At 33.8% G+C, this 13,728-nt stretch carries 13 protein-coding genes and 1 tRNA gene; 12 read left to right on the forward strand and 2 right to left on the reverse strand.

All coding sequences use genetic code 11. The features are described 5' to 3' along the window. Nucleotides 1–15: 15 nt before the first annotated feature. A tRNA-Leu gene (locus HNQ90_RS01880) sits at nt 16–95 on the reverse strand. A 147-nt stretch (nt 96–242) separates the two neighbouring features. Here HNQ90_RS01880 and HNQ90_RS01885 point away from each other — a divergent pair. The 3 genes from HNQ90_RS01885 (at nt 243) to pth (ending at nt 2,864) form a co-directional block, all read left to right on the forward strand. After that, entirely contained in the window at nt 243–1,184 is a 942-nt protein-coding gene (locus tag HNQ90_RS01885) for a ribose-phosphate pyrophosphokinase (RefSeq protein ID WP_144114957.1), read from the forward strand. A 68-nt stretch (nt 1,185–1,252) separates the two neighbouring features. After that, nucleotides 1,253–1,888, forward strand: coding sequence for a 50S ribosomal protein L25/general stress protein Ctc (locus HNQ90_RS01890; RefSeq protein ID WP_144114958.1), 636 nt, complete (start codon nt 1,253–1,255; stop codon nt 1,886–1,888). Between the two features lie 409 nt (nt 1,889–2,297). Next, nucleotides 2,298–2,864 carry an aminoacyl-tRNA hydrolase gene (gene pth, locus HNQ90_RS01895; RefSeq protein ID WP_241678312.1) on the forward strand — a complete coding sequence of 189 codons (567 nt, stop codon included), beginning with the start codon at nt 2,298–2,300 and terminating at the stop codon, nt 2,862–2,864. Between the two features lie 70 nt (nt 2,865–2,934). Here pth and HNQ90_RS01900 read toward each other — a convergent pair whose 3' ends face one another. Then, nucleotides 2,935–5,664 carry a zinc-dependent metalloprotease gene (locus HNQ90_RS01900; protein ID WP_144114960.1) on the reverse strand — a complete coding sequence of 910 codons (2,730 nt, stop codon included), beginning with the start codon at nt 5,662–5,664 and terminating at the stop codon, nt 2,935–2,937. A gap of 100 nt (nt 5,665–5,764) precedes the next feature. Here HNQ90_RS01900 and HNQ90_RS01905 point away from each other — a divergent pair, with 100 nt between their 5' ends. From HNQ90_RS01905 to HNQ90_RS01940, 9 genes are all read left to right on the forward strand, one after another. Continuing rightward, nucleotides 5,765–6,283 (forward strand): hypothetical protein, encoded by a 519-nt coding sequence (locus HNQ90_RS01905; protein ID WP_144114961.1) that lies wholly within the window; start codon nt 5,765–5,767, stop codon nt 6,281–6,283. Between the two features lie 57 nt (nt 6,284–6,340). After that, nucleotides 6,341–7,276 (forward strand): bifunctional riboflavin kinase/FAD synthetase, encoded by a 936-nt coding sequence (locus HNQ90_RS01910; RefSeq protein ID WP_144114962.1) that lies wholly within the window; start codon nt 6,341–6,343, stop codon nt 7,274–7,276. Further along, nucleotides 7,266–8,576, forward strand: coding sequence for an HTTM domain-containing protein (locus HNQ90_RS01915; RefSeq protein ID WP_144114963.1), 1,311 nt, complete (start codon nt 7,266–7,268; stop codon nt 8,574–8,576). Before HNQ90_RS01910 ends, HNQ90_RS01915 begins: the two co-directional genes overlap by 11 nt. Before the next feature lie 49 nt (nt 8,577–8,625). After that, nucleotides 8,626–9,897 (forward strand): serine--tRNA ligase, encoded by a 1,272-nt coding sequence (gene serS / locus HNQ90_RS01920; protein WP_144114964.1) that lies wholly within the window; start codon nt 8,626–8,628, stop codon nt 9,895–9,897. Between the two features lie 151 nt (nt 9,898–10,048). Continuing rightward, nucleotides 10,049–10,171: a hypothetical protein gene (locus HNQ90_RS18045; protein WP_260847830.1), complete on the forward strand. Its 123-nt coding sequence runs from the start codon at nt 10,049–10,051 to the stop codon at nt 10,169–10,171. A 328-nt stretch (nt 10,172–10,499) separates the two neighbouring features. After that, nucleotides 10,500–12,269 carry a tetratricopeptide repeat protein gene (locus HNQ90_RS01925; RefSeq protein WP_144114965.1) on the forward strand — a complete coding sequence of 590 codons (1,770 nt, stop codon included), beginning with the start codon at nt 10,500–10,502 and terminating at the stop codon, nt 12,267–12,269. A 1-nt stretch (nt 12,270) separates the two neighbouring features. After that, nucleotides 12,271–12,783, forward strand: coding sequence for a GNAT family N-acetyltransferase (locus HNQ90_RS01930; RefSeq protein ID WP_144114966.1), 513 nt, complete (start codon nt 12,271–12,273; stop codon nt 12,781–12,783). Between the two features lie 93 nt (nt 12,784–12,876). Then, nucleotides 12,877–13,200 (forward strand): DUF4286 family protein, encoded by a 324-nt coding sequence (locus HNQ90_RS01935; protein ID WP_144114967.1) that lies wholly within the window; start codon nt 12,877–12,879, stop codon nt 13,198–13,200. 9 nt (nt 13,201–13,209) lie between these two features. Further along, the gene (locus HNQ90_RS01940; RefSeq protein ID WP_144114968.1) at nt 13,210–13,662 is read left to right on the forward strand and encodes a GNAT family N-acetyltransferase; all 453 of its coding nucleotides are present in this window, start codon (nt 13,210–13,212) and stop codon (nt 13,660–13,662) included. Nucleotides 13,663–13,728 lie beyond the last annotated feature (66 nt).

Below are 13,728 nucleotides of genomic sequence, written 5' to 3' on the forward strand. Positions count from 1 at the left end.
TGTTATAGCCTTTTGTACTCAAGGCGGGAATCGAACCCGCACTCCGAAGAATCGGATTTTGAATCCGACGTGTCTACCAATTCCACCACTTGAGCAGTAATAGGACAGCAAAAATATAGTTTTTTTCGATATTATGCACAAAAATACTAGTCATTATACATTTTAGATTAAAATAAATGCATAAATTTGCACCTCGTTAAAAAACAGCTAGTGTTTCCGCACTCAAAAACAACAAGTTAACTATGCCAATTGTAATTACAGAAGCCAAAATTTTTGCATGTACACAAAGTAAAGTTCTAGGCGAAAAAATAGCCAAAGCATTTGGAGCAGAATTGGGTAATGTTATTACATCTACCTATAGCGATGGTGAGTTTCAGCCTTCTTACGAAGAATCTATTAGAGGAACTCGTATTTTCATTATAGGATCTACCAATCCTGGACCAGAAAATTTAATGGAAATGTTGTTAATGATTGATGCAGCAAAACGAGCATCAGCAAGACACGTAACAGCTGTATTGCCTTACTTTGGGTGGGCAAGACAAGACAGAAAAGACAAGCCTCGAGTACCAATTGCAGCAAAATTAGTAGCAAAAATGCTAGAAGCAGCAGGAGCAACACGTATTATTACTATGGATTTACATGCAGATCAAATCCAAGGGTTTTTCGAAAAACCTGTAGATCATTTATTTGCTTCAACAATCTTTTTACCATACTTACAAAGCCTAAATCTAGATAATTTAACCATTGCATCACCAGATATGGGAGGTTCCAAAAGAGCCTATGCCTATTCTAAAGCCTTAAAAAGCGATGTTGTAATATGTTATAAACAACGAGCAAAAGCCAATATCATTTCGCACATGGAGCTTATTGGTAATGTAGAAGGTAAAAATGTAGTGTTAGTGGACGATATGGTTGATACAGCCGGAACATTAACAAAAGCAGCAGATTTAATGATGGAGCGTGGTGCACTTAGCGTAAGAGCCATTTGTACACACCCTATTTTATCTGGTAAAGCTTACGAAAACATAAACAATTCAAAATTAGAAGAACTTATAGTAACAGACTCTATACCAGTAAAACCTTTAAGCGATAAAATAAAGGTATTAAGTTGTGCAGATTTATTTGCGCAGGTTATGGAGAAAGTACATAACAACCAATCTATCAGTTCAAAATTTGTAATGTAAAAAAGCGCTAAATCAATTATTTAAGCGCAACAAACAAGAGTATTAATTATTAATTTTAAATAAACAAAATGAAATCAATTACAATCAACGGATCTCAAAGAGAAAGCGTGGGCAAAAAAGCAACAAAAGCCTTACGTAATGCTGGTCAGGTTCCTTGCGTATTATACGGAGGAGACAAGCCAGTGCATTTCGCTGCACCAGAATTAGCCTTCTCTAAACTTGTATACACGCCAAATGCGCATACAGTTGTGATTAATTTAGAAGGTGGCGAAGTATTAAAAGCAGTACTTCAAGACATCCAATTTCACCCAACAACAGACAGAATTTTACACGTAGATTTCTATCAGTTATTCGATGATAAGGAAATAGCATTAGATATCCCTGTACAACTTGTAGGTAACTCTAAAGGTGTTAAAAACGGTGGTGTTTTAAGAAGAAACAACCGTAAACTTCGTATTAAAGCTTTACCAGCAAACTTACCAGATTTTATAGAGATCGATATTACACCTCTTAAAATTGGAGATAAAGTTGCAGTAGGCGATTTACCAAGTGGAGATTACACATTCTTACACTCAGATAACACAGTAGTATGTCAAGTAAGAACATCTAGAACAGCAGTTGTAGACGATGAAGATGAAGATGAAGTAGAAGCAGGAGATGTACCAGCTACAGAAACTGATGATACCGCTGCAGTAAAAGAATAAACTAGTATTGCACAATAATATTAAAGCATTCCAATATTTTTGGGATGCTTTTTTGTTTTTAAAACATTCTAATTAAGGCGTTACCACAAGGGTCGGGCTTTACACTATATCTTTTTAAAGTGTCATTGCTAGGAAGTGGGTTACGATACAATCTGTTAAATTATAGTTTAAACACAAGTTTTTATTTTGCGAACCTTTAAAAAGGATGCCGTTTCAATCCCTAACGCGGGTTAGCCTGCTGAGAATAGTCAATAATATTAAACTATTTAACAGCACATATTACACAGCACTCAGTTTTAAAAAAAACCTTTATTTTTGGCATGTTTAATGTATTTTAGCTTTTAAAAACATGTGGCAATCTTTCTTAAATTTATTTAAAAAGAGAAATTATATAGAAGAACAAAATCCTATGAAAAAATTTTTAATCGTTGGTTTAGGTAATATTGGCGAGAAGTACGAAAACACACGGCACAATATCGGGTTTAAAGTGTTAGACCACTTTGCAAATCAAGAAAAGCTAACCTTCGAAACCCAAAAATTAGGCGATGTAACCACTTATAAACTAAAAGGAAGAACCTTTTTACTTTTAAAACCAAGTACTTACATGAATTTAAGCGGAAAAGCCATTCAATATTGGTTAACAAAAGAAAAAATTCCTGTAGAAAATCTATTAGTAATCACCGACGATTTAAACCTACCCTTTGGTAGCATACGTGTAAAAACAAAAGGAAGCGATGGCGGTCATAACGGTTTAAAAGACACGCAAAACACTTTAAATACCAATAAATATAACCGTTTTAGGTTTGGTATAAGCGATGCCTTTAGTAAAGGCAGGCAAGTAGATTATGTTCTAGGAGAATGGACACCAGAAGAAACAGCAAAACTTAAAGAGCGCTTAGATAAAGCATCAGAAATAATAAAATCTTTTGCATTAGCGGGCATAAATAATACCATGAATACGTTTAATGGTAAATAAAAAAGGAAGGTTTTTTAAACCTTCCTTTTTTATTTAGTAACACCTTTTAGGTTGGCCTAAAGCGTGTGTATTACTCAATAATTATTTTTTTAGTCGCTTGCTTTATACCGTCACTAATATTTAAAATATACATACCAGATTGTACGTTGTTTAATTTTAAAGTTTCTTCAAAGTTACTGCTATGGGTATATGTGTTACTATAAATAACGCGTCCTCTTAAATCTATAAGGTTAACACTAATATTATTCGATGCTGCACTATCAAGTTTAATGGTAAACTCACCTTTGTTTGGGTTTGGGTAAACCACCAAGTCATTAAACTCAAAGCTGGTAGTATGTAATGGAAGTAATTCTAACGAGCATACCTCGATAGACCAGCTGTTTAAAGTACCAATATCATCCACTCCAGAGTCGCCAAGACCTAATAACCAATTACCATTGGCAGCTTCACCATTCCAACCACTAAGCGATGCCGATGGCGATTTCATGGTTAAACCATCGCCAGTTGTGGTACAGTTAAATTCGGTGCCATTATCATCAAAAGTAACTACTAAATTACTGTCTTCACCTTGGCAAGGCGTATACGATTCTAAAAGGGTTATTAAATTACCTTCTGGACTTTGTAATCCTAATAAAATATCACCAGGCCAATTATGCGATATATTTACTGTAAGTGTAACCGCGGATACAGTTCCTGTAGCTGGTACGTTTATAAACGAAACTTCGGTAAAATCACTTTCATTATCTGATATGGTTAAAGGTAAATTAGGATCTGTAGAGTTGTATGTCGTACATGTTTCTACAATGGTGTAACCAATAGTGAAATCTTCGGTGTTTATTGCGAAAAATATATTGCCTTCCGCTTCAACCATAACTCTACAAAAGGCCGATAATTCACTCGGCACAACTATGTCGTGCGATCCATCATTAGGTACATTACTCGCTAAAACAGTATCATATTTTAAGCCACCATCGGTAGATAGTAATATGTTTACATTAGCGGTATTAACGCCGTTTCCTGTTGTACCAGCTACATCCCAAGTTATAGTTTCGGTTGTGCCTTCAGACCAGCTAATACCAGTTGTATTTTGCGAAGTCACTAAAAACGGGCCAGCATTTGCAGTAGTGGTAACGGTCATGCCATCGGTTGCCGTTTGTCCTCCATCTTCATTATTGTCTCTTACCGTTAACTGAAAATTTATAGCCCTATCAGCAGAGGCTAATTTTTCCCAAGTTGTAGACCCAGCACTAGTTTTTAAGTCTTTTAAATTAGGTATATATCGCGTTGTATTAGTTGTTCCTTCAAAAGAACGCACTAAAGGACCAGTGGTATTTGTTTCTAGAGGTAAACCTGCAGCTCCTAAATCGTATTGTTCCCAGGTGTAGGTGTGCGATGCTGTACCATCGGCATCTGTTGATGCTCCTGTTAGTTTATAAGGCGTAGAAATAGGAATGGTATAATTTGCGCCGGCATTAGCCGTTGGTGCGCTGTTTGTTAAAGTGGTTTCGGTACCACAGGTACTAGCACCAGTGGTTATATTATCCCAAATCATTTGAATACTTTTTTGGTGAAAGTAAACATCACTTTGAGATTGTATATTTTGTGGCGAACATAAACCTGCGTAAGCCATTATCGTACTACCACTTCCAGGTTCGTAAGCATTGCTTGACTCTCTGTTGCCTGCACAATTGCTAGTACTACCATTAAATGTGTGTGGCGCTCCAAATTGGTGTCCCATTTCATGAGCTACAAAATCTATATCGTAGGCATCTCCAACCGGTAGTGACGATCCTGTAATACCCATCGCTTTTCTAGCGGTAACACATGGTGAGTTTAAAGAGGCTAAACCACCACCACCAGTGCTAAATGTATGACCTATATCGTAATCTGTAGAAAGAATAGCGTTATCTATTTCAACTTGACTTTCATCTATTAAAAGATCTGCATCGTCATTGGTAAAGTTATCCGAGTTAATAAAAATAAGATCTGTATTATCTACCATAACCATTTTTAAGGCTAAATCTTTTTGAAAAAGACCGTTAACACGAGTCATGGTAGTAACCATGGCTTGTAAAACAGCATTTTTTTTAGCGGCTTCAGAATCGGCAATTGTTAATCCAGCGGCTTTCCAATGGTATTCAGAGTATTCAACCGTAGAAGCTAGCACTAATCTAAAGGTTCTTAATTTACTATCGTTTGCATTAAGTAATTTTGCACTGTTGCTTGTTTCTTTTTCAAGCGTAAAATCATCCGGTACGTAACACTCAAACCCTTCTTTTAAAGCTGGTAAATCTCCTTTACTATAAGCTATATAAGTGTTGTTTTTAGTGTACGGATCCAGAAACTGAGTGCCATTACCTGTAGATAGCGTCATGGCGTGCAGACCTTGCGGTGTTATACTAAAGTTTATTGTCGATGCTGGGTTTTTAATATTTTTACCCACGTAAGTTCTAATTTCTGGATGTTTTTCTTGAAACGCTGGCTCTAAAATGGAAGACTCCTTAATACTGTATTTATCAAATCCACCTTCACTATTTGGGAATTCAATTATTTGATTTTCAGTAATTTTGCCCGAGTTGTTTTTTGAAACCAGACTTAACTTAGTTTTAAGTTGGTTTATATCTAAAGTATAAATAACCGATTTTCTAGGTTCGGTTTTTCTATTTATTTTTTTTCCTGCTAAAGCTTCTTTCGCCGAAACCTGAGACCAAATAGTACTTGTGTTTTGTGCAAAAACAGACGTCGATAAAAAGATAAAAAGTAGTAGGTAAAAACAATTTTTAAGGTAAAAATGTTTCATAATAGTTTAAATTAGATTTTTTACGGGATGCTAAAAATAGGCTGTAAAAGTATCATTTGCAAAAATTTAACTCTCATTTTAAAATAACATATATTTGTTTATGAATTATTTATATGTTTTTTATGTATTATTTAGCTTGGTATCGTGTAAAGCTAAAAGTAGTCTTAATACAGCTATAGCAAGCAAAGTAGAACGTGCTATTTGCCCCGAAAATGGTGTTTGTGCTCACGAAATTATTGAAAATAAAGCACTTAAGGTTAAAACAGATAATCTTGGTAGTCCGTACCTAGAAATGGTGGATAGCGATAGTTTTGTAGTAAAAGTCGAATACAAGAAGAGCGGAAATAGTAAACATCAAGATAGCGGATACCGTGAAGAAGTATTTATTGAGCTTGATAAAAACAATCTGGAGTTTGAAACCGCCAATTTAAAATTTAAAAAGCTTTTTTTTGCCCGTTGGTGCTATTGCAAAGGGCAAACCGGATATTATAAAATTAATCAAGGTAAGTTAAGTGTAACTAAAATTGATAAAACCAAGTTTAAACTACATTTAGCTTTTACTGTTCCCGAAGTTCCCCAAATTATAAATGAAATAAATCACATCTTTAGTTTACAATAGCTGCTTATAAATTTGATTTGAGTGTCATTATAACTAGTTTTGTAGAAAAGAAAAAGCTTGAAAACAAGGCGTAATTTAAATTCCTTACCAGATAAATCAACGGTTGTTACTATTGGTACCTTTGATGGTGTGCATATTGGCCATCAAAAAATAATAAAACGTTTAATAAAAACTGGAGAGGCAGAAGGCTTACAGTCTGTAATACTTACCTTTTTTCCGCATCCGCGCATGGTATTGCAAAAGGACTCCAACATTAAATTAATTAATACTATTAACGAACGCCATGATATTTTAGAGGATTCCGGACTAGATTTCTTAGTAATAAAAACCTTTACTAAAGAGTTTTCAAGACTCTCTGCCGAAGATTTTGTCAAGCAAATTTTGGTTGAAAAATTAAATGCTAAAAAAGTAATTATAGGTTACGATCATAGGTTTGGTAGAAACAGAAATGCCGATATTAATAATTTAAAAACTTTTGGGGAAACCTATGGCTTTGCGGTCGAAGAAATTTCGGCACAAGATATCGACGATGTTGCTGTGAGTTCTACCAAAATACGAACGGCGCTAATGGAAGGCGATGTAGAACGGGCCAACAGCTATTTGGGTTACCCATTTATGCTTACAGGTATTGTAACCAAAGGGAAAGGATTGGGTAAGCAATTAGGATTCCCAACGGCTAATATTCATATTGAAGAAGATTACAAACTGATACCTAAACAAGGGTCTTATATTGTTAGTTCTACTATTAATGATATTGAGGTTTATGGTATGATGAATATTGGTGTGAACCCAACAGTAAGTGGGAGTGTGCAAACTATTGAAGTCCACTTTTTTGATTTTGAAGCTGATATTTATAACCAAACTATCAAAATAAATTTGCTACAAAGAATTCGTGATGAACAAAAATTCGATTCGGTTGAAGCCCTAAAGCATCAATTAGCAAACGATAAGATTACGGCACTAGCATACTTTACAGATAAAAATGCTGAATAATTGGCTATTTAAACATATAGATAATTCTGCTTTAATAGTATTCAGGATTATTTTTGGCCTGCTTTGTTTTTTAGAATCTGTGGGTGCCATCTTTACAGGATGGATAAAACGCACTTTAGTAGATCCTAGTTTTACATTCAACTTTATAGGTTTCGAGTTTTTACAACCTTTACCAGGAAATGGAATGTATTATTACTATGCCGTTATGGGTATGTTTGGTTTACTTGTTATGGTTGGCTATAAATATCGGCTTAGTATATTGGCATTTACATTAATGTGGTCGGCGACGTATTTAATGCAAAAATCGTCTTATAACAACCATTATTATTTATTAATGCTATTAAGTAGTATAATGGTGTTTTTACCAGCTAATACATATGCCTCGGTAGATGCTAAATTAAACCCAAGTATTACAAGTTATTCCATGCCGCAGTGGTGTCGTTGGGTCATTATATTGCAGCTTTTTATCGTGTATACTTATGCGTCAATAGCAAAATTATATCCCGATTGGTTAGACACTACCTTTATCGAATTATTGATGAGAGGCAAAAAAGACTATTGGTTAGTTGGCGAGTTTCTGCAGCAAAAATGGTTACATCATGTATTGGCTTACGGTGGTATTTTGTTTGATGGGTTAATTATTCCATTACTACTATTTAAGCCAACACGAAAATATGCTTTTGTAATTTCTATTTTCTTTCATCTGTTTAATTCAATAATATTTCAAATAGGTATTTTTCCATATTTATCACTTTCATTTTCATTATTCTTTTTTTCATCTGAAAAAATTCAAAAACTATTTCTTAAAAAGAAACCCTTTTATAATAGTGAAGCTGTAATAATTCCAAAGTTAAAAACACCTTTGTTAATCGTGTTTATAGTCTATTTTATTATTCAAATTGGGTTGCCGTTAAGACATCATTTTATTGAGGATAATGTACTCTGGACAGAAGAAGGTCACCGATTATCATGGCGCATGATGCTGAGGTCCAAAAGTGGAAAAACAAAATATTGGATTGAAAATAAAGAAACAGGGCAACGTCATGTGGTTAATTTAAGTGGTTATCTGTCTAAAAAACAAATAAGAACCGCAAGTACAAAACCAGATGTTATGTGGCAGTTTGCTAAACACTTAAAGCAAAAGTTTAAGGCCGATGGTGTAGATGTAGCGGTGTATGTAGAGAGCAAAGTTAGCATTAACGGAAAACCCTATAAAACCTTTATAAATCCTGCTATTGATATTGCAAATGAGGAGTGGGATGTTTTTAAACATAGCGATTGGATTTTACCATTAAAGTAGAGTGATTATATATTCATTTTATTAAATTTGTCGCTTAAATTTTCATGTCATGTTACAAGTTACTTTTATTAGAGAAAATAAAGAATTAGTTGTTGAAGCCTTAGCAAAACGAAATATTAATGCGGTTGAAATGATTAGTGATGTCCTTACGTTTGACGACGATAGAAAACGTCTTCAAACTGAACTAGACAATACTTTAGCTGAATCTAATAGTCTATCAAAAGAAATAGGGAACTTGTATAAATCTGGAGAAGCTCAAAAAGCCAATGTTTTAAAAGAAAAAACAGGCATTTTAAAAGAGACTTCAAAAGAACTTTCAGACTTGCTTAACGCTAAGGTAGAAGCTTTAAACCAATTGCTTTATAAAATACCAAACGTACCACATAGTTCTGTTCCAAAAGGAAACTCAGAAGAGGATAACGAAGAAATTTATAAGGACGGCGATATACCAACATTACATGATGGTGCGCTACCGCATTGGGAATTAGCCAAAAAATATGATATTATAGATTTCGAGCTTGGTAATAAAATTACAGGCGCAGGATTTCCAGTTTATAAAGGGAAAGGTGCACGATTACAGCGTGCATTAATTGCTTATTTTTTAGATAAAAACACAGCTGCAGGCTATACAGAGTATCAATTACCACTTATGGTAAACGAAGCTTCTGCTCTTGGTACTGGACAATTGCCAGATAAAGAAGGGCAAATGTATCATGTTACAGAAGATAACTTATATTTAATACCAACAGCCGAGGTGCCAGGAACTAATATTTTTAGGGATGTGGTTTTAAGCGAAAGCGAACTTCCTGTTGGAGTTACTGGGTATACACCATGTTTCCGTCGCGAAGCAGGAAGCTACGGTGCTCATGTAAGAGGTTTAAATAGATTGCATCAATTTGATAAAGTTGAAATTATACGCGTAGAGCACCCAAGTAATTCTTATAAAGCTTTCGATGGTATGATTGACCATGTAAAAGATATTTTAAAAGAATTAAAATTACCATACAGAATTTTACGTTTATGTGGTGGCGACACCTCTTTTGCTGCAGCCTTAACTTTCGATTTCGAAGTGTTTTCTACTGCACAAGATAGATGGTTAGAAATTTCTTCTGTTTCAAATTTCGAAACTTTTCAAGCTAATCGTTTAAAACTACGATTTAAAAATAGCGAAGGTAAAAACGAATTGGCACATACCTTAAATGGAAGCTCTTTAGCGTTGCCTAGAGTGTTGGCCGGAATTCTTGAAAATTATCAAACCGAAGATGGTATTGTAATACCAGAAGTACTTCAGCCTTATACAGGATTTAAAATCATAAACTAAAGTAAAAGACTACATAAAATAATGTTTTTGTTTGTTTTTATCGACGAAACGCATTTTATTCATGCTGTTCAACGATTTTAGCATGCTTTATTTTATTTTTTGAGGAATATTTTGCAAGTTCGCTTAACCTAATCTTATTAACCTACTGATTATGAAGAATTTTAAGCGTATTATCCTATTAATTACTTTAATATTTGTTGCATCTCAGGTGTTGTCTTCAGATTTCGAATTGTTTGAATCAGAAAGTACTTCAACTGTAGTTGCTAGTAAATAGAATTTTTAGTTTAAAGTAATATTTTCAAAAAACAGGCGTTCTAAGTAAATCCAATAGCTAGCCGTTAAGCTAGTTTTGTTTGGTGTGTTATTAAGAATTTAATACTGTCCCCAATCCAAGTATTTAGTTAACTAGTAGTTAATATAAAATTATTTTTGATTGGTAAGTGCCCGATTTATCGGGCACTTTTTTGTTTGTATACCAAGCAATGGTGTTTGTCGTGCCAAAATATATGTGTTGGTGGAGTTAATCTCGATATCTAGCGACATCTAATTAATTACTCGAGTTTAGTACAATTTCAAAACATTACTTTTATTATATTTACCGTATGCGATATATTCTAATTTTATGCTTCTTTATTTCGGGTGTTTTGTATGCACAAAATGCCACGATAGCTAAAAATTATTTTGAAAAAGGAGAATATGAAAAAGCTTTAATTGAGTACAAAAAGCTATACGCAAAATCGTCTTCCAATATTACTTATATCACTCAAATTATAAGCACGTATCAGCAATTAGAACAATATGATGAGGCCGAGAAATTTATTCTAGATTTAATGGAGCGCGTTAAATATCCTGCTTTTATTGTAGAATTAGGGTATAATTATCAGTTAAAAAATAATTTAGAAAAAGCTAATGAATACTATAAACTTGCAATTTCAAAAATAGATGAAAGAGCAACAAATGTGTATGCCGTAGCTAGAAGTTTTCAAAACCATTCGCTTTTAAACGAAGCTGTAATAGCCTACGAAAAAGCAGTTGTTTTAAATCCAGATCTTAATTTTAATGTGCAGCTAGCCCAAATTTATGGAGAGCAAGGTAACATTGAAAAAATGTTTAATAGTTACTTAAATTTTGCCGAATCGAACCCACTTGTTTTAAGGGATGTTAAACGTGCTATAAACGATTTTATTAGTGAGGATAGTTCCAATGAAAACAACGTGTTGTTGCGCAAATTGCTACTAAAAAAGATGCAGCAAGAACCTAACACACTTTGGAATGAGTTGCTAAGTTGGTTATTTATTCAACAAAAAGATTTAAAAAAGGCTTTTGCCCAAGAAAAGGCTATTTATAAAAGGCAACCAGAAAGTTTAAGTCGTATTGAAGAGTTGGCATTAATTGCAGTAAACGATAATGAAAACGAAGTTGCTCAAGATGTTTTAAACTATATTATTGAAACGGCACCAGATGCCGAAACCAAGTTAAGAGCACATCATAACTTAATAAAAATAGATTTAAAATCGGATGCTAACTACGGTGCCATAAAAAGCAAGTATCTAGAGTTATTAAAAACCTATGGCGAGCAACCAGAAACATTAGAGTTGCAAATTGCTTACGGCCACTTTTTGGCATTTTATTTAAACGAAACTAAAGAAGCTACCAACTTTTTGGAGTCTACCTTAAAGCTGCCTTTATCAACCCTAGAAAAAGCACAAGTTAAGCTAGAGTTAGGCGATATTTTAATTCTTCAAGAAAAATTTAATAAAGCCTTAATTTACTATACTCAAATTCAGCGAAACCTTAAAAATAGTACCATTTCGCAACAAGCTCGTTTTAAAGTAGCGAAAGCAAGTTATTATAAAGGCGATTTTAAATGGGCAGAATCGCAACTTAAAATATTAAAAGCATCAACATCGCAACTTATTGCAAATGATGCGTTGGACTTAAAACTTTTAATTTCCGATAATAAATATGAAGATTCCCTTCAAACCGCATTAAAACTTTATGCAAAAGCGGATTTGTTAGCGTTTCAAAATAGAAATGACGAGGCTATAACATTGCTAGATACTATTTTAGAAGCACATAAAACCGAACCAATTATCGCTCAAGCCTTATACAAACAAGCACAATTATTCGAATTGAAATTGCAGTACGATAAGGCTGCCGTAAATTATCAGGCTATGATAGATAATTATAAAGACGGTATTTTAATTGACGATGCGCTTTTTCATTTAGCAGAAATATATCAAAAGCAATTAAACCTTCCTGAAAAAGCAAAGGGACTCTACGAGCAAATTATTTTTAATCATGCCGATAGTATTTACTTTGTAGATGCGAGAAAACGCTACCGAACCTTGCGTGGCGATGCTATAAATTAATATGATAGTTGCAGAAACCAACAGGCTTTTTATTTTACAATTCACTTTAAAAGACGCGCCTTTTTTTTTAGAACTTGTAAACTCGCCCAATTGGATAAAATATATTGACGACCGCAATACTAAAACCGTAAAAGCAGCCGAAGAAAGAATTCAGGATGGGCATCTTAAAAGCTATCAATCTACAGGGTTTGGGTTTTATAAACTACTGCTTAAAGCAGAAAACAACAAGCCTATTGGCACTTGCGGTTTAATTAAACGAGACACTTTAGATGATGTCGATATTGGTTTTGCAATGCTTCCGGATTATGAGGGCATTGGTATAGGTTACGAGGCGTCAAAAGAGGTTATAAAGCTGGCTAAACAACAATTCAAACTAAAAAGACTTGTAGCTATTATTAATCCAGACAATAAAAAATCTATTAAATTGATTGAAAAATTGGGTTTTACCTTCGAAAAACTCGTAAAACCTTTTGCAGATGATGAAGAACTCCTGTTATTTGCAAAAACATTATAAACAAAATCGAATATCAATTACCAAACAATCAAATTTAAATTCCATAAGGTAATAGCTGTTTGTAATTAGTTGAAATTTGAAATTTTTTAAGCTATGATTATATATAACGAAACATTAAATATCGACGAATCTATTCACAGCGAATGGCTTATTTGGATTAAAGAACACATACCAAAAGTTTTAGGAACAGGAAAATTTGAAAAAGCAACCTTAACTCAAGTTTTAGTAGAAGAAGATATGGGAGGTCTAACCTATTCGGTACAATACCGCTCGTACTCACGCGAGGCTTTAGATGCTTTTTATAGAGAAGATGCCGATAGATTACAACAAGAAGGATTAAAAAAATTCGCAGATAAAATGTTGGCGTTTAGAACCGAACTTGAAATTGTAGACGAATACACGGTAAACTTTAAATAGCCTTCTGCAATGATTTTTAGAAAAGCTACTCTAAATGATTTACCAGAAATTATTGTTATGTATGCCGATGACAAACTTGGCAAAACCAGAGAAAAGTTTCAAACACCATTGCCCAAGGAGTATCTAGATGCTTTTAAAAACATAAGTGAAGATAAAAACCAAGAGCTTATAGTAGTTGTTAATGAGGTTAACGAGATTGTTGGCACCTTACAACTTACATTTTTACAATACTTAAATCGCCTAGGAAGCCTAAGGGCGCAAATAGAATCTGTTCATATAAAGAAGGAACAGCAAGGAAAAGGTTTAGGTAAAGCTATGTTTACTTGGGCTATAAATAGAGCCAAAGAAAATAATGCAGTGCTTATTCAGCTAACTTCCGATAAAAAACGTCCCGAAGCTATTAAGTTTTACGAAAACTTAGGTTTTATAGCCTCTCACGAAGGATTTAAATTACAGTTTTAAAACTTTTTGCTAGCTTAAGCTTAGTCGAAAAGGTCTTTTGTATCTTTGTAAGCTAAAAGTAAAAAT

The organism is Algibacter amylolyticus (assembly GCF_014202225.1).
Lineage (GTDB): Bacteria > Bacteroidota > Bacteroidia > Flavobacteriales > Flavobacteriaceae > Algibacter_B > Algibacter_B amylolyticus.

Excerpts from the sequence above, each read along its gene's own strand:
- HNQ90_RS01885 (WP_144114957.1), top strand. The coding sequence starts at position 243 with ATGCCAATTGTAATTACAGAAGCCAAAATTTTTGCATGTACACAAAGT.
- pth (WP_241678312.1), top strand. The coding sequence starts at position 2,298 with ATGAAAAAATTTTTAATCGTTGGTTTAGGTAATATTGGCGAGAAGTAC.
- HNQ90_RS01930 (WP_144114966.1), top strand. The coding sequence starts at position 12,271 with ATGATAGTTGCAGAAACCAACAGGCTTTTTATTTTACAATTCACTTTA.
- HNQ90_RS01940 (WP_144114968.1), top strand. The coding sequence starts at position 13,210 with ATGATTTTTAGAAAAGCTACTCTAAATGATTTACCAGAAATTATTGTT.
- HNQ90_RS01905 (WP_144114961.1), top strand. The coding sequence starts at position 5,765 with ATGAATTATTTATATGTTTTTTATGTATTATTTAGCTTGGTATCGTGT.
- serS (WP_144114964.1), top strand. The coding sequence starts at position 8,626 with ATGTTACAAGTTACTTTTATTAGAGAAAATAAAGAATTAGTTGTTGAA.
- HNQ90_RS01925 (WP_144114965.1), top strand. The coding sequence starts at position 10,500 with ATGCGATATATTCTAATTTTATGCTTCTTTATTTCGGGTGTTTTGTAT.
- HNQ90_RS01890 (WP_144114958.1), top strand. The coding sequence starts at position 1,253 with ATGAAATCAATTACAATCAACGGATCTCAAAGAGAAAGCGTGGGCAAA.
- HNQ90_RS18045 (WP_260847830.1), top strand. The coding sequence starts at position 10,049 with ATGAAGAATTTTAAGCGTATTATCCTATTAATTACTTTAATATTTGTT.
- HNQ90_RS01935 (WP_144114967.1), top strand. The coding sequence starts at position 12,877 with ATGATTATATATAACGAAACATTAAATATCGACGAATCTATTCACAGC.
- HNQ90_RS01900 (WP_144114960.1), bottom strand. The coding sequence starts at position 5,664 with ATGAAACATTTTTACCTTAAAAATTGTTTTTACCTACTACTTTTTATC.
- HNQ90_RS01915 (WP_144114963.1), top strand. The coding sequence starts at position 7,266 with ATGCTGAATAATTGGCTATTTAAACATATAGATAATTCTGCTTTAATA.